The organism is Acinetobacter dispersus (assembly GCF_009884975.1).
In the GTDB taxonomy this organism is placed as follows: Bacteria; Pseudomonadota; Gammaproteobacteria; order Pseudomonadales; family Moraxellaceae; genus Acinetobacter; species Acinetobacter dispersus.
Genome location: NZ_CP041970.1, coordinates 1,368,812 through 1,389,892 on the forward strand (window position 1 = coordinate 1,368,812; position 21,081 = coordinate 1,389,892).

Consider the following 21,081-nt stretch of genomic DNA (forward strand, 5'->3'; position numbering starts at 1 on the left):
GTTAAAAACAGTGATAACAAATTTTTTTAAGTTAATGTTTATCACTTATGGTAAATAGAGAAATATTTTGAAATAGGATAAATTTTCGAACCTTTTAAAATAAAAACCCCTCATATTGAAGGGTGAATATTTTTATAAACTTTGATGATTTAAGTAAGACTGTCTTTGTCTTTATTTAAATATTTTATATATTCTGCATGATACTGTTGAGCTAATTCTTTTTTCTGCTGATCAGGTAAAATTTTTCCTGCTTGTTGAAAAAAACGATGCTCTTCTTCCTCTAAATGATGATGAACGACATGTGATAACTTTTTAGCGATACTCAACCAGCCAGTATGACTAAATTCCGTTTCTGTAAGTTTTTCCAGCAGCTCATCCATTTCATGATGCTCTGACAAAGCATGCCGCGTAATATTCAATCCAGCATCTGACATCATCAATGGAATGTATAAATATCGATCTTCTGCGACAGCATGGGCGAACAGCTCATTTTTCAGACGCTCAAAAAGTTCTCTTCTTTCTGGGCTATCACCTGAGGTTTTAATTAACTTTTCTGAAAAACTTCTTTGTTTTTCATGGCTCTCACGTAAAACATCAAATATTGTCAATGCATTATCGCTCTTTGGCATATCCTACACCTTGATTTGAAAGACGTTTTTTCTTCTCATTAAGATAGTTTTTAGTTAAGTCGTAATGAAATCTTTTATAGATTTCAAATACCTTTAATTTCATCAGCAAAATCATCACTTCTAAAGTAAGAAATAATTCTTTCCCCGCTATGCTCATTTCGCATATCCAAAATAACATTTGGGTCACTTTGAAAAGTAAATTCTGGAGGGATATCCTTATGTATAGGTGGTAAACGCTTCACCCCACCTTCTGTTATTTTTTCAATAAATCCAGCAAGCCATAGAACAAACTCATCCTTGTGCTTATAACTAGGAATAAGACTAATATCTAGACTGATCCGCCCATCTTTAACAGGTTCTTTAAATCCATCAACAAAATCGATGTAGTTATAAATCAACTTTAGATCCGTATCGATCAACTCTTTACGAATTTGCTTAATGATCAGATTTAAACAGTCTTGTTTATCAATCATAAACTGATCATTTTGCTCAAATTTTCGATAGATGTTTTCAGCAATTTTCAGATATTGAGGCATTTCTTTCCATCCTCTCAAGTTATGTACTTAGTTTTATTATGAAATGGAAATTATTCTTATTTGTAATGATTCACTTTAAACTTGTAAAAAGTATGATCATTATGCAATTTTTTAACATTTCGTAATAATAAACGATCAGCAACTCTCTTTTAAATTCCAGATTTTCGACTCGACAAACAACAAAAAATACACCTAAAATTTCATTTGTAAAACAATCATTTAATTAAAACAATTTTAGCTTACATCAGCTAATAATTTTAACAATTCAGTAAATAAATTAAGTTAAATCTTACATTTAATACCATTAACTTGAAAGAATACTTATTAGCAAAGAATTAAAGCAAATGGCTTATCAAAATGATATTCAAACCCTGACAAATATTGCCCATGCATTTCGCGAAGCTTTAGATCAGGTCACTCATGGTTTTATCACTGGAGCATTTAACAAGTTTCCAAAAGAATGCGGCGCAGATGCTTGTGATCTCTTGCAGTACTACTTACTCAATGTTCACGCGATCAAATCAGACTATCGGGTTGGCAAGGTTCAAATTTCACCTCAAACGCCTGAAATTGCTCACTGCTATCTGCTTGTGAATGGCATTATAGTTGATATTACTGCTGACCAATTTCATCAAGAGTGGTTTGCCAAAGTGATTGTATGTGAAAGTAATGAATATCCCCTGATTCCTTATTTTAAGTACGTCCGTAGTAAGTCTGGTCAAACACTGGTGCCATTGAATGATTATTTGGAATCTATTTACAAGCAGGTTATAAAAGTTTTACAGGCTAAAGTGTGAAAAACAGTACATCCAAAAGACAAATTACTTTAGGCTGTATATCGTCAAGCATTAACTTTCTTTAGTTTTTTTGAGTACGCTTATGCAATATGAACAGATCAAACAACTTGCAGCAGAATATCCTATTGTTAAAGACTTAATTGAACTAAAAGAGACGATCTGGTTTAACCCGTCATTCACTACACTTGAGCAAGGCTTGCCCTATGTTAGGCTGACACAAGCCGATATTGATGATGCACGGGACCGTTTACAGCGTTTTGCACCCTACCTCATGGCGGTTTTCCCAGAAACGAGTGTAAGCAAAGGCATTATCGAATCAGAGCTGATCGATATTCCGAATATGCAGCAGGCACTTGAAACGCGCTTCTATCAGAAAATCACAGGCAAACTATGGTTGAAAAAAGACAGCCATCTCCCCATTTCTGGATCAATTAAGGCCCGTGGTGGTATCTATGAAGTGCTTTTTCGAGCCGAGCAACTTGCTCTACAAGCCAATCTGCTCAGTATTCACGATGATTACTCCAAACTGAATAGCCCAGAATTTAGAAAGTTTTTTAGTCAATACAGCATCGCGGTCGGCTCAACAGGTAATCTCGGCCTCTCGATTGGTATCATGAGTGCAAAGCTCGGCTTTGATGTGACCGTGCATATGTCAGCGGATGCAAGACAATGGAAGAAAGATAAGTTACGTGCTCATGGCGTAACGGTCATTGAGTACGAGCAAGACTATGGTGTTGCAGTAGAAGCAGGCCGAAAAGCAGCATTAGGAAATCCAAAGTGCTTTTTTATTGATGATGAAAACTCTAAAACCCTGTTCTTAGGTTATGCCGTTGCAGGTGAACGTTTAAAGAAACAGTTGGATCAACAGCGTATTGTTGTGGATGAAGATCATCCTTTATTTGTTTATTTGCCTTGTGGTGTGGGTGGCGGGCCTGGTGGTGTTGCATTTGGTCTAAAAATGGCCTTTGGCGATCATGTCCATTGTATCTTTGCTGAACCTACCCATTCTCCGTGTATGTTACTTGGTGTCGCGACTGGCCTACACGATGAAATTTCAGTTCAGGATATTGGCATTGACAATATTACTGCGGCAGATGGTCTCGCAGTGGGCCGTGCGTCAGGCTTTGTCGGCCGTGCCATGCAACGATTGTTAGATGGTTTTTATACGCTGGATGATCAAACTATGTATCGCTTACTCGGCATGCTTAACCAGTCCGAAAACCTAAAACTTGAACCGTCTGCACTGGCAGGTATGCTAGGGCCAGTTTTAGTCAGTAAGTATCAAGATTATAAGAATCTACATCAATTGACTGAACAGCAGTTACAGCACGCTAATCATATTGTATGGGGAACAGGTGGCGGGATGGTACCCGCAGAAGAAATGCAAAATTATCTGGCAAAGGCTTAGAGCCCTCTTTAAAGCATTCCAACAGCGTGAAAAGCCGCGTTGTTGGAATCCTGATATGATCTATTTAAATGAATTAAAAACTATATTTAAAGGCAAGCGATATAAAGTCTCTATCATCAATGGTACTAAACTCATTTGAGCCAAAAAAGTTTTGATAGATCACTTCTGCTGAATATTTTTGTCGAAAATTGGCTGAGACTGCCGCTGCCAGACTCATTTGCCCTTGCTGAAAGTTCTGGCTATAGCCAGATAGATCATGGCGGAAAGTTAAACTGGGGCTAATTACTGTTGCAGGTAAAAGGTCTTGATAACTTAAGGCCGCGCGTAGGCGATAACCATAGGACCATTCACTAAAAAAACCGTCTTTATTACAATAACGTTCATTCAAACGATCAACTGCACCATTAGGCAGGTTTGCTGTTCCATAAGGCGTACACTTAAAGTTTCCTGTTTCCGGATCATAAGAGCCTGTTGATAGCTCACTGCGACCAAAAACCCCAACCCGCCCAAAACGATGATTGCCAATATTGGCGATATGATTCACAGCAAATTCAGCACTCCAAGACAAGCGATTTGCTTTTAAAATATCTGTCATAGAATCACTGGCGCCGATGGAGAATTGTGTGACAGGCAGCCGTACATAACCTTGCAAATACTCGCCCAATTCAGCAGCAACACCCGCAGGTTTGAGTGGCGTTTCTTTTGAGAGTACCTGAGCATAGACAATATCAGTTCCATTCAGCTGTAAGGGTTGATTGGGCTTGTAGCTCAATTCACCAAACAGCTGCGTTGTGCCTACTTTTCCACTCAGGCTTAGACCGTACATTTTGATATTTTCAGGATAAATAGAGAAAAACCGTGCCGTTTTAAAGTTATCAACGCCAGCAGCAGTCACGGCGGTCCCATTGAAGTTTGCATTACGATGATGATAATTGGCGAAATAAACACCCAATTCAGCTTGATTCAGGCTCGATAAATTTCGTTTCAGTGCAACACCATATTGCCCACTGTCTTTTGCATAATGACTGGCTGAACGAGGGATATAAGTTTGCGCCTTGGCAGCAGTTTCAGTTAACTTGTCACCCGGTGTCACGGTTAACATAATCGGTCCACAATTTTCGGGAACAAAATCTGAAATTGCAAAAAACGTCCCACAGCCATCTACCACCGACGGTCTAAATTTGAATTGATAGAATCCTTCTAATTTTAAGTTCGGCTGAATCACGGCTTCAAAAGACAACATCTCGACCGGAATCACCCGTTCCTTGGCTTCACTGGCAGGTCGATTGATGGCTGCAAAATCAAAGGCGCTGACCGAGTTCAAGCCATTTTGGAAAAATTGGGATTTCCCCCAATTCAAGCGATGTTTACCCAGTTTTAGGTTGAGAGACTGCTTGGAATCAAATTCGATATTTTTCCAGAGATAGGCATCCCATAGTTCAATCCCCTTAAACTTAACCAGACTAGGCCACTCAGCATCATCGAAAGGCTTTAAATCACCTTCCCCAGTTTCATAGGCATGGTCATACCAGTATTTCACGCTCAACACCGCACCTTGCTGCGCTCCGTTTAAACGCAATTCGGTTAAACCTTTAACCATTTGTGAAATGGCATCACCGCGATCGAAGTTGGCACGTCCATCATCACCGTTAATATCTACACTCATGCCATTTTTGCCAATATGATTGGCATCGGGTTTATATAACAATGCAGCTGATGGCGCTTGGGTACTCCAACTTGCCCCCAGAGCAATCGTGGTATTACTCTCTAAACGCCAGTCTTCATTGATTTGATAACTGGCTGCTGAAGCATCTGAAAGTGAACACAGCAGTCCCAGCAACACAGTTATTGGGGCTAAGACACTGGCGATTATTTGTTCATTTGAATGTTTAACATGACAAACCATATCATCTCCATATCGATATGATGTATGAATAATTGACACCTGACCCATTCAGCAAAATGCAATCATTTCAGGTCATTCTATTTTTGTTTTAAGCACACAAGCTAAAACCCCGCCTTCCGATGGGTCTTTATGCTTTAAGGCGTGCTGTACTTACATACGAAATCAAGAAAATCTAGCCAAACATGGTTCGGCATAAGACAATGTTTTAGGTTGATTTGTAGCAAGATTAATTATGCAATCAGGCTCGGTTGATCGACCTTACAATCCAGTTGCTGAATTAATTGTTCTGCCTGAGGCCATGGACCAAACCCAGATACAGGATTGAGATGCCCGACAGAACCTAAATTAATCAATACACTGCCCCATGTTTTCGCCATTGCCGCCACGGCATTAAAATGCGCTAATGGATCATTAACACTAGCAGCCACAATACTTGGAAATGGCAGCACTTGATTAGGCAATGGCGACCATCCTGCTTGTCTGAGCATTTTGGGCGAAGGATAATGTTCTGGCCAAACGTCATTCAAGTCAGGTGGTGTCACCAACAATGCCCCTTGAATAGCGTGTTGATATCGCGCGGCCCAATGTATCGCCATCAGTACCCCTGCGCTATGCGCCACCAGAATCACTGGACCTTGTATTTTTTCCAGTTCAGCCTGTATCGCAGCAACACGTTTTGCACAGTTGAGCTTATCTTCTTGCAAAGGAGGCACTGAACGGACCTTGGCTAAGCGTGTTTCTAAAATGGTTTGCCAATGCGAAGCCATATGGTCACGCAAACCAGGGATAATTAAAACCGTCGCCTCTGTTTGTATTTTTTCCATCTTTACACCAATCAACCCTTGTTTTGATAAAAATAACGGGGACGCATCACGTCATATTCAACATAGAGGGCCAATAGAATGTCCGATATACATGGCACGACAGGCACTTTTCATTTGATGACAGCACGCTTCAAACGATCTCATATATATCAATATGCTTAGCAGAAAAAGTCGCTTCAAAAACAATAATCATCATGCCAACATCAATTTATATAAGCCTTAGTGCTTTTCTAAACAGCATATTTTAGTTATAAATAATGCATAACTAGGAAGGTTATTTTAAAAAATCGGGAGATCAGCATGGTGCCACTCGCCCATACTGCTGTGCTTAAAAATTATTTAGCTGTCAGCCAGCAATTAGACCTGAATCCATACCAACTGTTGTCCGATGCAGGCATCTATCCTGCACAGCTACAAGATAGTGCACAGCGTATTCCCGTAGACAAAGCGGTGACGCTACTGGAACAATCAGCACAGTTAAGTGGTTGTGAATACTTCGGGTTACATATGGCAGAACAACGCCAACTCGCAGATTTTGGTGAGCTGAGTTTATTATTGAGTTATCAACATACCTTGCGTGATGGCTTATACACCCTTGTGCAGTATCGAAATCTAATCAATAACGCATTGGAAATGTATATTGAAGAAGTCGGTCATACCGTCATTATTCGAGTCGAGGTGATTACGACAGCAACAGAGTACAGTCGTCAAGCCATCGAGCTTGCTTTAGGCATCACCCACCGCTTCTGTGCTGCTTTTTTGCAGAAATGGCATCCTTTGAGTATTCATTTTACCCATGATGCCCCGCATGATACGGCGATGCATCAACGTATGTTTGGTTGTTCGTTAGAGTTTGGCAGCGAATTTAACGGTATTGTTTGCAATGCAACAGAATTAGATAAAACCAATCCACATGCCAATACCACGATGCTGGCACATGCCAAACGTTTTCTTGAAACGGATCTATTGCATCGTGAAAGTGAATCTTCAATTATTTTTGATATTCGTAAAAGTATTCATCTGCTGTTACCGATGGGACGGGCCACGATTGATCAAGTCGCCCATACTCATGGCATCAACGTCCGTACCCTACAGCGCCGACTGGAAGCTGCACATACCAACTTCAGTGTGTTGATCAACGATGTACGTCGTAATTTGGTTTTTCGCTATCTAAAAAACCTGAATTACTCTCTAGGACAGGTCTCGGATATTTTAGGTTATTCAATGCCAAGTTCATTTACCCGTTGGTTTAGCAGCGAATTTGGTATGTCACCCACCACTTGGCGGAATAATAACAAGACAGTTATGAAGTCCTAAACACAAGGTTTAGAGATCAAAGCCGACTACTTGTCTTTGATCTCGACAGCATATGATGATGAGGTATTGCCCTCTAAAACATCCAATGCATCAATAGTAAGACCAATACCACCAAGAAAATGGTTTCACCCAGCATCAGTAAAATCGGCTTGATTCCAACAGAAGCCAGTTCCTTCAGTTGTGTTTTCATGCCTAAGGCACTAATTGCAATCACTAAACACCATTTCGATAATTCATTCACCCCTTGCTGTAGCATGCTTGGAACCCAACCCGTGCTATTGATACAGGCAAGAACTAAAAAACCAACGGCAAACCAAGGCAATAAAGGTGGATGTTTGCCTGTAGCGTCTCCACCTTGCATACGCGTGATCATTGCCGCACAAATAATGACAGGCAATAACATGGCAACCCGCATCAATTTAACTACAGTTGCAGTATCACCTGTTTCTGGCGACATGCTATAACCCGCGCCTACAACTTGTGCGACGTCATGGATAGTTGCCCCTAAAAACACACCTGCCTGCTGTGGCGATAGTTCTAACCATCGTGCAATCATCGGATAAACAATCATAGCCAAAGTGGACAATGCAGAAACACCAATGACAGTGAATAAAGTGGCTTTTTCTTTTTGAGGATGTTGAGGAAATGCAGCGGAAAGCGCCAAGGCTGCTGATGCACCACAAATTGCAGTTGCACCGCCGGTCAGCATTCCAAAAAGTTTTTTAAAACCTAGAATTTTAGCCGTGATCACTGAAACTGAAATCGTAACGATCACCAATGTCATTACCAGTACAATCGGTTGCCAGCCCAACGCGGTAATTTGTCCTAGCGTAATCCGCATCCCCAACAAGGCAATCCCGATGCGTAACACTGTTCGTGCCGTAAATTCGATGCCTGCTTTACATTGACTTTCACTAGAAAGAAAGTTCAAACCCATTCCCAACAGCAAAGCAAATAACATCACAGGTGCACCATAATGCTCTGAAAGAAAACAGGCTGCTGCTGCAACAACGGTACTGACAATAAGACCTGGCATCAACTCACGGGTACGCAGACGAAAATCCATGAATTTAGTCATTGTTTTCTCCTGTATCTATCAGGATAAATAGCTGCGCTGCATCGACTTCAACCGGATAGGTCGCCACTTTTAAATGCTTTGAATTCAACATATATCCCGTCGCCAGATCAAAAACCAAACCATGGGCACAACAACGAATCGCTTGCCCTTCTAATTTGCCGCTAAATAAAGACGCACCTTGATGTGGGCAGCGATCCTCAATCGCATAAAACTGTGTACCAATATGAAACAGTGCAATATTTTTCCCCTCAATTTGGAGAAAAGCTCTCGCACCTGATACAGGGATTTTTTCTTGTGGAACCTGAAAACGAATAGTCATTGCCCTTATCCTTGTACCACCAAGGCTTCTAACATGGCTTGATAGAGCACATCGACTGAATGTGCACCAGCCAAGTTCAGGTAACCATCAAAAATAAAATAAGGCACGCCATTTGCTCCTGTATAGGTCGACTGAAAAGACGGGTTGACTTCCGACCATCCACGGCCCTGTTCATTCACCGAGTAACCACATTGCTTGAGAATCCTTTGCAACACAGCGCTATCTCCCAAGTTTTCACCTGCTTCAAAATAGGCAGCAAAAAGCTGTTCCAATAAATGCTCTGCTTGCTGCGCTGTTCCCAGTTTTAAAACGCTTTGAAACAGATGATGCGCTTGAGCCGTATTTGGCATCCATTTGATTTTTTCAAAATGCAGCTCGACACTAACTGTCTTGGCTGCCTGACGCACTTGGGTTTGGCGTTGTTTTACAGCGTCTAAACTGCCCAATCGTTTTTCATAGAACAGTTTGAAATCGACACCCGCTATCGGAATCTCAGGGAGTAACTGCATACCATGCCAATGTACAATGACTTCAACTTCAGGATCACTTTGCTGTAATTGCGCAATTGCAGCCTGTAACTGACGTTTTCCGATTAGGCACCACGGACAAATAAAATCAAAAAAGACATCGATATTTAATTCACGCATCATCATTTTTCTTCCGCACCACTTGAACCAGTGCTGTCTAGATTGGGTAAAACTGCTTGCTCAGTTAACCGTGCAATATCTTGGTGGTAGTAGTTTTTGGCATAGAGAAACACGGCTGCTGCGACCATACTGACCAAAGGCATCCATTGAAAGGCATGATCTAAACCAATCACATCGGAGAGCTTGCCTATAACTAGAGGGCCAAGTGCCAATCCCAACAAATTATTGGCTAAGGTTAAGGTCGCGAAAGCTGTACTGTGGACGCTGTTATGGGTGAGATTGGCCACCATTGCACTGGATGGGCCATTGGTTCCCAGCGCAATAAACATCCCCATGCATATCAGCAACAATTGGGATTTTCCTGCAGGCATTGCAAACGCAATCGAAAGTAGTACGCAACTCCCGAGACAGTAGCCAATTGCTAAACTCACCTTACGGTCTGGGCAGTTTTGACCAAAGCGATCACTGAGCATGCCGCATAGAATGCTCCCGACCGCACTACACAGTACAATCACGGCGGCTAGCACACCTGCAGAATCAGTATTCATGCCGTAATAACGATTTAAATAACTCGGCATCCACACAATGACGGTGCCGCCAACAAACAGTTGAAAGCCACTACCGATATAGGTTGCGATCACTGATCGACTTGAATAAATCGTGCTTAAACATTGTTTGCTCTGTTGCTGTTTCTGAGTGTTGTGGGATGTTTTGCTGCTTAGATTGACTCTTTTTTCTTTAACCACCATGGGATAGAGCAAAGCCAAGATCAAACCAAACAATGCCATACCACCAAATGCCCAACGCCAGCCAAAATGCTCTGCCATCACACCGCCCAGTGCCATCCCGAGAAATGAGCCGAATACCCCACCTGCCATAAATGCACTGGCCAGCGTAGCTCGCATTTCGCGTGGAAAAATCGCCACTACCACTGCAATGCCAACACTGCCATAAGCAGCCTCACCCACACCGACCATAAAACGGGCCACAAACATTTGCTGATAGTTTTCAGCAACAGCACAACCCAAAGTCGCTAAACTCCATAGCACCGCCATAATGACTAGGCTTTTCACGCGTCCAAAACGGTCGGCCAGTAAGGATAAGGGCAAAGTTAATATCCCGACCATCAGCGCGACAATACCGCTTAATAAGCCGAGCTGACTATCGGTCAAGGCCCATTCAGTTTTAATCAATGGAAATACGGCATTTAACACTTGCCGAGACATATAGTCTGAAATCAACAAGCCAAATGTCAGTGCAAATACCAGCCACGCATAACTGCGCGGGACATTCGTTGAGGTATCAACATGATCCGTATGTACGGTATATGGATGAGCACCCATAGCAACCTCCTTGTATTGTTATGATTTATATTTTTGATTGCAGTACGTGGCTTGCTATTTGAATACGCTTGCTGCGTACTGCATTTATTGTGACATTCAATCCATTGCTGCTCAGACTTAATGGCGCTGAGGTACACCTTTTTGTTTTGGTTGGCGGTTTGGTGACATACCATTAGCCTGCAAAGTTTCTTCAATACTTTGATATTGCACACCAATCCGATAGATTTCTCGTGCCTCTGGGCCTGTTGCCACTTCACGACCTAATTCATGTGCAATACGTACAGTTTGCTGAATTTGTTGTACAGATGAGAAGCGCTGACCACGATGATCGATAATGGTATCTTCATTACCAACCCGTGCATGAAAACCCATCGCCATCGACATGGTATTGAATGGCAATACATTTTTAAGCAATGACTCCGAAGTCAGGGTGCAACCATCTGGTACACGATGAATAAAATTAAAGAAATTAAATGGATTTGGCCCATCGAATCCGCCGCCAATTCCAATCCAAGTCAAATTCAGTGGCCCCATGTATAGGCCCTTACGTACCATCCGTTCTAGGGTCTCTAGGCCATGCATTCCAGTCAGTTGAAAATGCGGTTGAATATTATTTTGGCAAAGACGTTTTAAATGCTCTGTAACCCACGCAGGTCCAGCCGGAACCGTCATTTCAGCATAAGCTTCCTGAATTGCAGGATGTGCCAAAGATGTGCCTTCCAAATATTCTGGATAGAGCAACTCCATAATATTCATTTGTGTGGTGTTAATTGCGACCGTGACCTGATCAGGTTTTGGTGTTAATTCAGCCAGCATATGACGGGTATCATCACTCAGCCACAAAGCTGCCTCACCTTCGCTTTCAGGTGCAAAGGAGATCGAGCCACCGACTTGAATGATCATCTCGGGTACGGCTTCACGCACCCCTGCAATCAGTTCATTAAACTTGGACAACCGTTTAGAACCCTTACCATCCAGTTCACGCACATGCAAATGCAGCACTGTTGCACCAGCCTCATAGCATTCCACCGCTTTCTGAATCTGCTCATCCATGGTCACTGGAATATCCTCGGGAAAGTCTTCTGGCATCCACTCTGGGCCATAGGGCGCAACGGTAATGACCACTTTTTCCATATTTTCTGGGTGCAAAGAATCGTCAAAGAATTGCATGTGCATCTCCTGTTTGTATTTTATAAAACGGTATTGAATTAAAAAGCTTGGATTTGGAATTTAATAGGTTGCATCACCGACGATACCTGCCCGCTCCATTTTGCGATGGCATGGCGGGTAATCCATCACTGCATAATGTTGGGTACTTCGATTATCCCAAATAGCGATGCTATTCGGCTCCCAACTCCAACGCACCTGATATTCAGGAATCGCAGCTTGGGTGATTAAGTAACGCAGTAGATCTCCTGCACCTGGATTGGCATCTTGCCCAAACCGTACGCGGTCTTTGGTGTGGTAATTACTAAAATGGGTAGTGAATGCATTGACGTAGAGAATCTGCTCACCTGTCTCTGGATGTGTTCGTACGACAGGATGTTCAGCATCTGGAAACTGTGCCTTCAATGCCAAACGTTTTTCGATAGGCATGGCAGCGCCAAAACTGGCTTCGATACTGTGATAGGCACGTAAAGGCGCAATCTTTTCCTTGATATCTTCAGGCAGATTTTCATAGGCCATCACCATATTGGTCCACATGGTATCGCCGCCAACAGGTGGACATTCCACACAACGCAGTACACATCCCATCGGTGGAATTTTGCGCCAGCTGGCATCGCTATGCCACGCATTTTCATACCGGTCAATCGGACTGTCAGGATGTTTATAAATTTGCACCAAGCCTGGATGATCTGGATGACTCCCCACCGCAGGATGATCCTCCAACGGCCCAAAGCGTTCGGCAAAAGCCACATGTTCAGCCCGCGTCATCTGCTGATTACGCAAGAACACCACGCGGTGCTTAAGCAATTGCATCCGAATTTCCGCGAATAACCCGTCATCATGAATCGCATCGGCTAAGTGGACACCACGCAGTTCTGCGCCAATATTGCAAGTTAGCTGTTCAATTTGCATCAGAAATCCCTTCAAATTACAAAAATGGATGAACCTATGGTTTTACGTGCTTCCAGATCACGATGTGCTTGTACGGCATCTTCAAGTGCATAGCGATGATTGATCTCGATCTTGATGCGTCCACTGCTCACATGATCAAACAGTTCCTTGGCTAAAGCTCTTTTTTCTTCTGGATCGGCAATATAATCGGCTAAAGCTGGGCGGGTGATAAACAAAGAACCTTTCATTGCCAGTAACACAGGGTTAAAGTCAGGAATTGGCCCTGATGCGGTACCTACACAAACCAATAAGCCACGGCGTTTGAGCGAGTCTAATGAGGCCATAAAGGTATTTTTACCCACACTATCAAAGACCACGTTGACCCCGATACCATCGGTCAACTCACGCACCCGTTCAGCCACATTCTCATGGCTATAATTAATCACATGATCACAGCCATAGGCACGTGCGACGGCTGCTTTTTCATCCGTCGAGGTGGTCCCAATCACAGTTAGGCCCAACAATTTGGCCCACTGCGATACAATCAGCCCCACACCACCTGCGGCTGCATGTAATAAAATGTGATCGCCTGCTTTAAAGTCATAGATACGACGCATCAGATACGCTGCAGTTAAACCACGCATGGTCATTGCAGCCGCAGTTTCACAGGAAATATCTTCAGGGAGTTTGATTAATGCATCTGCGGCTATAAGGCGTTCGGTGCTATAAGCGCCAAGCGTATTCAGAAATCCTGTATAGGTGACGCGATCACCCACCACAAAATCGGTTACGCCATCACCCACCGCTTCGATAATGCCAGAGGCTTCGACACCCATTCCATTCGGTAATGTAATCGGATAAGTCCCATCGCGGAAATAGGTATCTGCATAATTGAGACCCACCGCTACGTGGCGTAGACGTACTTGTCCAACCGCAGGTGCGCCGACTTCGATATCCTCATAACGCATCACCTCTGGTGTCCCTGTTCTGTAGAACCGTATCGCTTTATTCAACGTCATTTTCCTGTCCATCTTGTATTTTTATTCAGTGCCGAAGCAATATGACTAAAAAATACAATACTCAGGAGAATGTCGACTTTACTTAACACGACACGCACATCACCTTTGGCGACAAATACACAATCGGCATAATTGTTTTATAGGATTACATAAGGCCGCTGGATTCCTCCTCAAGCTGCTGATTCATACCTTTCACATGCTCAACAAAATGATGCATATTGGTTGCCCATGTGCTCATATCACGATGTGCAATCAGATAGGTATTGATCTGCGCTGTAGCCGAGTCAATGGGATGAATCTTCACACTTTGGGCAAAATGAGATTGCTGTACATAGCTCATCGGCAAAATTGCAAGGCCAACATCTAAACTGACACAGCTGATAATGCCATCTAGGCTGCCCATTTCAATCACGTTGGCTGCGGGTAAATGATGGGCAGATAAAAACTGATCAATGGCTTTGCGGTAACTACAGCCTTGCTTAAAAGCAATAAATTTCTTTTGAATCAGATCGTCATTTGTAAGTCGTTCAGGCACATGCTTTGAAGAAATAAGTACCAATTGCTCAGTCCAGACATGTAAATTAAACATCCCGTCGATTGGTGCATGATGTGCTACAAATGCACAATCCAGCTTGGATGCATGGACTAAATCAATTAAATCTCGTGTGGGTGCTGTCGATAACGCAAAAGGAAAATCCGGGCTATGCTGTTGTAAATCGCGGAACAACGATGGCAGTCGAACTGCAGCCGTAGTTTCCATACTACCAATCTCTAAAGAGAAATTGGCTGTCAGCTGACTATGGGAAAACGTGTCTAACAGCTCTTTTTGTAGATGCAGCATTTTTTCAGCATAACCATACAACTGCACCCCAGCTCTGGTCGGTTGAATTGGATTCTGCCGATGTAGCAATTCGACATTCAATTCTGTTTCCAGTTTTTTGATATGACTGGTGACATTGGATTGTACGGTATAGAGCGTTTTTGCCGCCTCGGAAAAACTTCTTAACTTCACAACCATCATAAAAATTTCTAAAGACTTAATCTGCATCACCATCACTATTAGAGATAGTTTGTATCAATTCAAATCATTTTACATGATTAATAGTGCTTGCTTAAATACTTATTCATATTTCAACACCCAAAGATGGTTCAAACAATGTCTGGTACTAAGCTGTTATTTTTAATCTGTATTTTAAGCTTCTTCAGCTATGCACTTTATTTATTTGACTACAAATTTATTGCCAAAGCACAACCTCTCGCACATATGAGTCATAGCGACTAATTGTTGGAGTGAACAGGCCATGACTGAGCTAGCAAAAAACAGCAACAACGCCATGCAATCAGCGATCAGTGCCACCTTGATTATGGCAATTGGCATGGGTTTCGGACGCTTTGCATTTACTGCTGTCTACCCACATATGATTGATGAAGGCATCATCAATCTACAGCATGCCAGTTTGGCTGCTTCTGCAAACTATGCGGGCTATCTGTTGGGTGCTTTATTTGCGATCAAGATGAAATCCCAGCAGAGTTATCTCGGTAGTATTGTTGCCACTGTGGGTACCATACTTTGTCTGATCCTGCTCAGTTGTATTAACACGATTGGCCTGATCATCTTGATTCGGGGTTTCGCTGGGGTTTTTAGTGCTTTTGCCATGGTATCTGCTTCATTATGGCTGCTTGAACAGCAGAAACAAACGCAACAAGCCCCTATCTTGTATGCAGGCGTTGGTCTCGGGATTGCGCTCTCTGCCGAGCTTTTGGTTTTCGGTACGCATCTCAGTTGGCACAGCAAAATGCTTTGGTTATCACTCGGTCTATCCAGTCTAGTCCTTGGTTGCATTGCAATGTTTGGTTTATCGCAAGCTCAACCAAATGCTGTTTCAACTCATGAGATATCAAGCACAAATCGCAAAGCTCCCCATGCCTACGCCCTGATTCTGATTTATGCCTTGGCAGGTTTTGGCTACATCATTACCGCAACCTATTTACCTTTATTGGTGAAACAGGCCTTACCGAATATTGATGCGGCACAGATCTGGGCAATCTTTGGTTTAGGTGCGATTCCTTCGTGTTTTTTCTGGCATCGTATCCACCGCAGCTTCGGCACACAAGTCGCCTTATCCTCTAATTTAGGTTTACAGGCTTTCGGTGTTGTATTACCGATCCCTCTGCCAACAACTTTGTGTTATTTGCTCAGTGCATTGTTGGTCGGTGCAACCTTTATGGGAACAGTGACCATTGCAATGCCAGTTGCACAGCAAATCGCAGGTCAAAGCAAAAGTAATTTAATTGCCATAATGACCGTGGTATATGGCCTAGGTCAGATCATCGGCCCAATCGTAGTGAATGCCCTATTCACGATCTATCATACGCTCAATAGCTCACTGATTACCGCGGCTACAGCATTATTAATTGCAGCAGTGATTAGTCTGAAATCAACCTAATTTTTTGTTTTTACTTAGATACTTGTCAAATATACTAGAAATTTTCAGTTGTTCATCCGCATTGAATTATCCTAATTTTATAAAAGTTAGATACAGAGGAAATCACAAAATAAATATTTATATTTAATGTGAGAAATTGAAGTAAAAAACTAATAATTTGGGTGTTAAATATACTTTAAACATCCATAAATCATATATATTTAAATGATATTCTAATTTTTAGTATAAAATCTTACTTCTCTTATTGTAGTGTGAGTTAGAATATTTAAATGCTTTCGTTAAAAAAATTTATTGTAATAAACCTCATTTTTTTAACATGAATTCCAAATATCTTTGCTGCACAAAATACTAATCAATCAACTACTGGCTTAGTTCAACGTATTTATTCTTTCAGGTGACAACTATTTTATCCGTTTGCAAGGCCCAGACACATGCGCTAAAAGTACAAATGGCTATAACGAATATTATTCTTTCTCAGCCCCAACTCCTCTAGCCAAATCATATTATGCATTAGTATTATCCGCTGCAATCTCAAACAAGCCAATAACTATTCGTGTAAAAACTGATTGCGCAACAGATGCGCAAAAAGAGATTCTATATATTTTTCAATATCTTAATTTAAAAGATATACGAATAATGCTTATCTACAAACCTTCATCTGCTTGTATTTTTGCAGTTCATCTAATGAATACTATGACAAAACAGGTTTTACTTTTGAAATACCTCCGTCTTCTCTACATTCAATTGTTTAAAACAATCTCGCAAACTCAGTTTTTTCTCGGCTATCACTTGCTCCATCATCTAAAACCGCTTTTTTTAGAAAAGCGTACTTTTCAGCCGTATTAACAGTTATAAAAACCATTTGATCATTTGTGTAGCGATGATCTTATTTTTTAATGTAGAATATTATTCCCCATAATAGTTACAATCGTTATATTAGTAGGATACCAGTATGCAAAGATTAAAAAAAATCATCTTAATCAATCTTTTGATTCTAACAAGTATCTCAAATGTTTTTGCTGCGCAAAATACTAATCAAGATGCGATTGGTTTAGTTCAGCGTATTTATCTTTTTGGTGATAACTACTTTATTCGTTTACAGGGACCTGATACTTGCGCAAAAAACGCAAAAAACGAATATTATACGTTTTCAGCCACGAATCCTCTAGCCAAATCATATTATGCATTAGTATTATCCGCTGCAATCTCAAACAAGCCAATAACTATTCGTGTAAAAACTGATTGCGCAACAGATGGGCAAAAAGAGATTCTATATATTTTTCAAGATTTTAATTAAAAATATATACGAATAATGCTTATCTACAAACCTTCATCTGCTTGTATTGTTGCAGTTCATCTAATGAGTTAATACTATGACAAAACAGGCCTTGCTTTTGAAATGCCACCACCTGTGCATCCAATTGTTTAAAACAATCTCGCAAACTCAGTTTATTCTCAGCAATCGCTTGCTCCAACACAGATAAACTTTCTCGCTTAAGTAAACAAAATGGATATAAAGCTTCACCATTGATATTGACATAAGCCACTTGCGCCAACGGCTGCTTTTGCAAAGCGCGATGCAGTTTAAGCACAACCTGACTAGGAATATAAGTCACATCACAGGGAATAAATAAAGCATAGTCAGCTTGCAGATGTGACCAAGCACTCTTCATCCCCATCAACGGGCCAAGGAAACCATTTTGATCATCTGCATAGCATCGAATATCAGGTTCAATCTGTTTATAGATCGAGTTATCACGGTGGCTATTCACCCAAATGTGTTGAACCTGGGCCTTAAAACTTTCACATATTTTTGACAGCTGAATCTGGTCATCAAACTGTTGTAGCAGTTTGTTGGTCCCGTTCATACGACGCGCTTGCCCTCCCGCCAAGATCACTAGATCTGTAGCGGGATATTCTGTATTCATGCTTCTGCCTCCAATTGACAGGTTTTAATCAGACCACGAATCTCAGGTAAACAAGAACCACAATTGCCACCTGCTTTTAAACAAGCCGTGACTTGTTTTTCATGGGTGATATTTTGCGTTTTGATGGCTTCGATAATTTTATTCTTACCCACTTTAAAACAACTACAAACCAGAGGTCCATCGTTATTTGCAGCAGACATTGGCATCCCTGCCAGCAAAGCTTTACGATGCAAAGCACTTAGTCGTTCACGTTTAAACAGACTCGCTACCCAATCGCGATTTGGCAATAAATCGACAGGTGCAATATATAAACTGGCAATCAGGATACCATCTTTTAAAATTACACTATGGCTGAGCTGTGATGAAATATCTTCAAGACTTAACCATTCATAGGTTTCATCGACAAAAGGCAGGAAGCTTTTCAGATTCTTTTGGGTCTCATCAATACTATGACGATCGGCAATTTCATAACGCATCGCTTTTGCGGTTTTGATCTTGGTCCACCATGCACAACTTTGTAAAGATGTTTTGATATGATGTTCAAAGCCTTCACGTACATAAAGCACGCCTTGCCAAGTGGTATGGAATGGCTGAATCGCAACGGGTGTATGTTTAAATTCAGGTTCGCCTGAGATCGCATCCACCACTGGATTAACCACTTTACCAATCCGCGCATCAGAAGCGACTTGCTCAGTCCAGTGAATCGGTGCAAAGATTTGGCCACGACGCACACCTTGTGCCAGCGTCACACGCAATATACAACGCCCCCATTGTGAGCGGACTTCCACCAAAGCTTTATCACGGATACCAAATTTTAATGCATCATTCGGATGAATCTCACAAAATGGTTCAGCACGATGCGTGGTGAGGTTTGCCGATAAACCCGTACGAGTCATGGTATGCCATTGATCACGGATACGTCCTGTATTCAACACCAATGGATAATCTTCAGAGATGGCATGCACTGGATCAATGGCAATGGTAGGAATCAGCTTGGCTTTTTTGTTTTTATGGCTAAAACTGCCACGATCAAATAACCGTTCAACAGCAATACTTTGCCCTTTCTCCCACACAGGCCATTGAGTTGGGCGTAAATGGTTATATTCATCCAGACTTAAATTCATTAGCCCTTTTAAATTGAAATAACGGAAATTTTCAACATGATCACGTTGATCAATACTGGCATTTTGATAGGCCGATAAAGCCGCGTGTTCATTAAAAATATCACAGGCATGATTAAAATCAAAACCAGTAAAGCCGAGTTTTTTTGCAACCTCTGCCACCGCCCACCAATCCGCTTTGGCTTGCTTTGGCGAATTTAAAAAGGCACGTTGCCGTGAAATACGGCGTTCAGAATTGGTGACCGTACCATCTTTCTCTCCCCAACCTAATGCAGGCAACAACACATCTGCATAGGCTGTGGTATCAGTATCCGCACAAATATCAGAAACCACCACAAATTCACATTTTTCCAAGGCGCGTTTGACTTGATCTGCATCGGGCAAACTCACTACAGGATTGGTTGCCATAATCCAGATGGCTTTGATTTTGCCGCTTTCCACCGCTTGGAATAAATCAACTGCTTTTAAACCTGCTTGCTTGGCAATCACAGGACTGTTCCAAAAGCTTTGCACCAGATGTTGATGTGACGGATTATCTAAATCCAGATGTGCTGCCAGCATATTGGCCAATCCACCCACCTCACGACCGCCCATGGCATTGGGTTGACCCGTCATTGAAAATGGTGCTGCACCTAATTTGCCAATTTTTCCAGTGAGTAAATGGCAGTTGATAATACTATTGGCTTTATTTACACCTTGAGAGGATTGATTAACCCCCATCGAAAACAAGGTGATTACTTTTTCTGTTTGAGCAAACTTATCAAAAAACAGTTGTAATTTTTCTGCAGAAATTCCTGTACGTTTCACCAAAGTATTAAAATCTTGCTCGCTTTCACTCGCAGCTAACAGTGCTGCTAAACCTTCGGTATAGGTCTCTACAAAATGATGGTCGATATAATCATGATGGTAAAGATACTGAAACAGACCATTAAATAAAGCCACATCCTGACCGGGTAAGATCGGCAAATGTAAATCCGCTTGCTCGCAGGTACTGGTAAAACGAGGATCGACCACCACTACAAATAAATCTGGATTCTTGCTCTTGGCTTGCATGATACGTTGATACAATACGGGATGACACCATGCTGTATTAGAGCCAACGAGAATCACCATATCGGTATGTTCAAAGTCTTCATAACTGGCAGGTACGATATCTTCACCGAAGGCACGTTTATGCGCAGCAACCGCAGATGACATACATAGGCGTGAATTGGTATCAATATTGGCAGTGCCTAAATAGCCTTTTACAAACTTATTCACCACATAGTAGTCTTCAGTCAGCAACTGTCCTGAGACATAAAATGCAACGCTGTCAGCGCCATATTGATCAATACAGGCTTGAAACTGGTCTGCAATTTTCTCAATCGCCTGATCCCATGTCGTGACTTGACGATGGTTTTTACGGCCAAACATCGGATGCAAGACTCGAGTTTCCAAGCCTAAAGTATCGGCTAAATTACTGCCTTTAATGCAGAGTCGTCCAAAGTTTGAAGGATGATCCAGATCTCCTGCAACTTTTACCGTTGTACCATGCGCTTTATGTTGGACACTAACATCAACGCCACAACCCACGCCACAATAAGGACATGTTGTTTTTGTAATGATTGTTTCTGCTTGATCGGAGCGACTGTGTTCTAAATTTTGAATACTGTTCATGACTGCCCCTTTGAATCCCACCCAGCCTCCCTTTATCAAGGGAGGAGT

Annotated in this window: 20 protein-coding genes; 6 read left to right on the forward strand and 14 right to left on the reverse strand. The window is 41.9% G+C overall.

What is annotated here, in order from left to right; translation table 11 throughout:
* Positions 1 to 149: 149 nt before the first annotated feature.
* Together FPL17_RS06210 and FPL17_RS06215 are read right to left on the reverse strand one after the other, a co-directional pair.
* On the reverse strand, positions 150 to 629 hold the full coding sequence (locus FPL17_RS06210; protein ID WP_159883977.1) for a hemerythrin domain-containing protein: 480 nt from the start codon (positions 627 to 629) through the stop codon (positions 150 to 152).
* 83 nt (positions 630 to 712) lie between these two features.
* Entirely contained in the window at positions 713 to 1,165 is a 453-nt protein-coding gene (locus FPL17_RS06215; RefSeq protein ID WP_005189051.1) for a hypothetical protein, read from the reverse strand.
* A 344-nt stretch (positions 1,166 to 1,509) separates the two neighbouring features.
* On the opposite strand from FPL17_RS06215, the gene FPL17_RS06220 reads away from it, so the two are divergent.
* Together FPL17_RS06220 and dsdA are read left to right on the forward strand one after the other, a co-directional pair.
* On the forward strand, positions 1,510 to 1,962 hold the full coding sequence (locus FPL17_RS06220; RefSeq protein ID WP_159883978.1) for a hypothetical protein: 453 nt from the start codon (positions 1,510 to 1,512) through the stop codon (positions 1,960 to 1,962).
* Between the two features lie 82 nt (positions 1,963 to 2,044).
* Positions 2,045 to 3,370 carry a D-serine ammonia-lyase gene (dsdA, locus tag FPL17_RS06225; RefSeq protein ID WP_159883980.1) on the forward strand — a complete coding sequence of 442 codons (1,326 nt, stop codon included), beginning with the start codon at positions 2,045 to 2,047 and terminating at the stop codon, positions 3,368 to 3,370.
* Between the two features lie 73 nt (positions 3,371 to 3,443).
* Here dsdA and FPL17_RS06230 read toward each other — a convergent pair whose 3' ends face one another.
* Positions 3,444 to 5,276 carry a DUF1302 domain-containing protein gene (locus FPL17_RS06230; protein ID WP_159883982.1) on the reverse strand — a complete coding sequence of 611 codons (1,833 nt, stop codon included), beginning with the start codon at positions 5,274 to 5,276 and terminating at the stop codon, positions 3,444 to 3,446.
* A 230-nt stretch (positions 5,277 to 5,506) separates the two neighbouring features.
* Positions 5,507 to 6,100, reverse strand: a complete 594-nt coding sequence (locus FPL17_RS06235; RefSeq protein ID WP_159883984.1) for an RBBP9/YdeN family alpha/beta hydrolase — start codon at positions 6,098 to 6,100, stop codon at positions 5,507 to 5,509.
* A gap of 300 nt (positions 6,101 to 6,400) precedes the next feature.
* On the opposite strand from FPL17_RS06235, the gene FPL17_RS06240 reads away from it, so the two are divergent.
* Positions 6,401 to 7,417, forward strand: a complete 1,017-nt coding sequence (locus tag FPL17_RS06240) for an AraC family transcriptional regulator (RefSeq protein ID WP_159883986.1) — start codon at positions 6,401 to 6,403, stop codon at positions 7,415 to 7,417.
* 73 nt (positions 7,418 to 7,490) lie between these two features.
* On the opposite strand, the gene FPL17_RS06245 is transcribed toward FPL17_RS06240, so the two are convergent.
* The 8 genes from FPL17_RS06245 to FPL17_RS06280 form a co-directional block, all read right to left on the reverse strand.
* Positions 7,491 to 8,495 carry a YeiH family protein gene (locus FPL17_RS06245; protein WP_159883988.1) on the reverse strand — a complete coding sequence of 335 codons (1,005 nt, stop codon included), beginning with the start codon at positions 8,493 to 8,495 and terminating at the stop codon, positions 7,491 to 7,493.
* Positions 8,488 to 8,814: a Rieske (2Fe-2S) protein gene (locus tag FPL17_RS06250; protein ID WP_005203339.1), complete on the reverse strand. Its 327-nt coding sequence runs from the start codon at positions 8,812 to 8,814 to the stop codon at positions 8,488 to 8,490. The genes FPL17_RS06245 and FPL17_RS06250 overlap by 8 nt, the downstream gene beginning before the upstream one ends.
* Positions 8,815 to 8,819: 5 nt before the next feature.
* Complete coding sequence (locus FPL17_RS06255; RefSeq protein ID WP_159883990.1) at positions 8,820 to 9,467, reverse strand: DsbA family oxidoreductase; 648 nt, start codon at positions 9,465 to 9,467, stop codon at positions 8,820 to 8,822.
* Positions 9,464 to 10,804, reverse strand: coding sequence for an MFS transporter (locus tag FPL17_RS06260; protein ID WP_159883992.1), 1,341 nt, complete (start codon positions 10,802 to 10,804; stop codon positions 9,464 to 9,466). Before FPL17_RS06260 ends, FPL17_RS06255 begins: the two co-directional genes overlap by 4 nt.
* A 117-nt stretch (positions 10,805 to 10,921) precedes the next feature.
* Entirely contained in the window at positions 10,922 to 11,974 is a 1,053-nt protein-coding gene (locus FPL17_RS06265; protein ID WP_159883994.1) for a beta-keto acid cleavage family enzyme, read from the reverse strand.
* Between the two features lie 60 nt (positions 11,975 to 12,034).
* A complete protein-coding gene (locus FPL17_RS06270) occupies positions 12,035 to 12,883 on the reverse strand; it encodes a TauD/TfdA dioxygenase family protein (protein ID WP_159883996.1) in 849 nt (282 codons plus the stop codon).
* A gap of 11 nt (positions 12,884 to 12,894) precedes the next feature.
* The gene (locus tag FPL17_RS06275; RefSeq protein ID WP_159883997.1) at positions 12,895 to 13,881 is read right to left on the reverse strand and encodes a quinone oxidoreductase family protein; all 987 of its coding nucleotides are present in this window, start codon (positions 13,879 to 13,881) and stop codon (positions 12,895 to 12,897) included.
* Positions 13,882 to 14,026: 145 nt separating this feature from the next.
* Positions 14,027 to 14,935, reverse strand: coding sequence for a LysR family transcriptional regulator (locus tag FPL17_RS06280; protein ID WP_159883999.1), 909 nt, complete (start codon positions 14,933 to 14,935; stop codon positions 14,027 to 14,029).
* A 102-nt stretch (positions 14,936 to 15,037) separates the two neighbouring features.
* On the opposite strand from FPL17_RS06280, the gene FPL17_RS19065 reads away from it, so the two are divergent.
* From FPL17_RS19065 to FPL17_RS06290, 3 genes are all read left to right on the forward strand, one after another.
* Positions 15,038 to 15,163, forward strand: a complete 126-nt coding sequence (locus FPL17_RS19065; protein ID WP_266095743.1) for a hypothetical protein — start codon at positions 15,038 to 15,040, stop codon at positions 15,161 to 15,163.
* A gap of 19 nt (positions 15,164 to 15,182) precedes the next feature.
* A complete protein-coding gene (locus FPL17_RS06285) occupies positions 15,183 to 16,328 on the forward strand; it encodes a YbfB/YjiJ family MFS transporter (protein WP_159884001.1) in 1,146 nt (381 codons plus the stop codon).
* Between the two features lie 952 nt (positions 16,329 to 17,280).
* Positions 17,281 to 17,625 (forward strand): hypothetical protein, encoded by a 345-nt coding sequence (locus FPL17_RS06290; RefSeq protein WP_159884003.1) that lies wholly within the window; start codon positions 17,281 to 17,283, stop codon positions 17,623 to 17,625.
* Between the two features lie 19 nt (positions 17,626 to 17,644).
* Here the strand turns inward: FPL17_RS06290 and mobA are convergent, their stop codons facing one another.
* Both mobA and FPL17_RS06300 read right to left on the reverse strand, forming a co-directional pair.
* Entirely contained in the window at positions 17,645 to 18,256 is a 612-nt protein-coding gene (gene mobA, locus FPL17_RS06295) for a molybdenum cofactor guanylyltransferase (protein ID WP_159884005.1), read from the reverse strand.
* Complete coding sequence (locus tag FPL17_RS06300) at positions 18,253 to 21,033, reverse strand: nitrate reductase (protein WP_159884007.1); 2,781 nt, start codon at positions 21,031 to 21,033, stop codon at positions 18,253 to 18,255. Before FPL17_RS06300 ends, mobA begins: the two co-directional genes overlap by 4 nt.
* Positions 21,034 to 21,081 lie beyond the last annotated feature (48 nt).

What these genes read in the sequence shown, in the direction of transcription:
- FPL17_RS06210 (WP_159883977.1), bottom strand. Translation starts at nt 629, where the DNA reads ATGCCAAAGAGCGATAATGCATTGACAATATTTGATGTTTTACGTGAG.
- FPL17_RS06215 (WP_005189051.1), bottom strand. Translation starts at nt 1,165, where the DNA reads ATGCCTCAATATCTGAAAATTGCTGAAAACATCTATCGAAAATTTGAG.
- FPL17_RS06220 (WP_159883978.1), top strand. Translation starts at nt 1,510, where the DNA reads ATGGCTTATCAAAATGATATTCAAACCCTGACAAATATTGCCCATGCA.
- dsdA (WP_159883980.1), top strand. Translation starts at nt 2,045, where the DNA reads ATGCAATATGAACAGATCAAACAACTTGCAGCAGAATATCCTATTGTT.
- FPL17_RS06230 (WP_159883982.1), bottom strand. Translation starts at nt 5,276, where the DNA reads ATGGTTTGTCATGTTAAACATTCAAATGAACAAATAATCGCCAGTGTC.
- FPL17_RS06235 (WP_159883984.1), bottom strand. Translation starts at nt 6,100, where the DNA reads ATGGAAAAAATACAAACAGAGGCGACGGTTTTAATTATCCCTGGTTTG.
- FPL17_RS06240 (WP_159883986.1), top strand. Translation starts at nt 6,401, where the DNA reads ATGGTGCCACTCGCCCATACTGCTGTGCTTAAAAATTATTTAGCTGTC.
- FPL17_RS06245 (WP_159883988.1), bottom strand. Translation starts at nt 8,495, where the DNA reads ATGACTAAATTCATGGATTTTCGTCTGCGTACCCGTGAGTTGATGCCA.
- FPL17_RS06250 (WP_005203339.1), bottom strand. Translation starts at nt 8,814, where the DNA reads ATGACTATTCGTTTTCAGGTTCCACAAGAAAAAATCCCTGTATCAGGT.
- FPL17_RS06255 (WP_159883990.1), bottom strand. Translation starts at nt 9,467, where the DNA reads ATGATGATGCGTGAATTAAATATCGATGTCTTTTTTGATTTTATTTGT.
- FPL17_RS06260 (WP_159883992.1), bottom strand. Translation starts at nt 10,804, where the DNA reads ATGGGTGCTCATCCATATACCGTACATACGGATCATGTTGATACCTCA.
- FPL17_RS06265 (WP_159883994.1), bottom strand. Translation starts at nt 11,974, where the DNA reads ATGCAATTCTTTGACGATTCTTTGCACCCAGAAAATATGGAAAAAGTG.
- FPL17_RS06270 (WP_159883996.1), bottom strand. Translation starts at nt 12,883, where the DNA reads ATGCAAATTGAACAGCTAACTTGCAATATTGGCGCAGAACTGCGTGGT.
- FPL17_RS06275 (WP_159883997.1), bottom strand. Translation starts at nt 13,881, where the DNA reads ATGACGTTGAATAAAGCGATACGGTTCTACAGAACAGGGACACCAGAG.
- FPL17_RS06280 (WP_159883999.1), bottom strand. Translation starts at nt 14,935, where the DNA reads ATGGTGATGCAGATTAAGTCTTTAGAAATTTTTATGATGGTTGTGAAG.
- FPL17_RS19065 (WP_266095743.1), top strand. Translation starts at nt 15,038, where the DNA reads ATGTCTGGTACTAAGCTGTTATTTTTAATCTGTATTTTAAGCTTCTTC.
- FPL17_RS06285 (WP_159884001.1), top strand. Translation starts at nt 15,183, where the DNA reads ATGACTGAGCTAGCAAAAAACAGCAACAACGCCATGCAATCAGCGATC.
- FPL17_RS06290 (WP_159884003.1), top strand. Translation starts at nt 17,281, where the DNA reads ATGCAAAGATTAAAAAAAATCATCTTAATCAATCTTTTGATTCTAACA.
- mobA (WP_159884005.1), bottom strand. Translation starts at nt 18,256, where the DNA reads ATGAATACAGAATATCCCGCTACAGATCTAGTGATCTTGGCGGGAGGG.
- FPL17_RS06300 (WP_159884007.1), bottom strand. Translation starts at nt 21,033, where the DNA reads ATGAACAGTATTCAAAATTTAGAACACAGTCGCTCCGATCAAGCAGAA.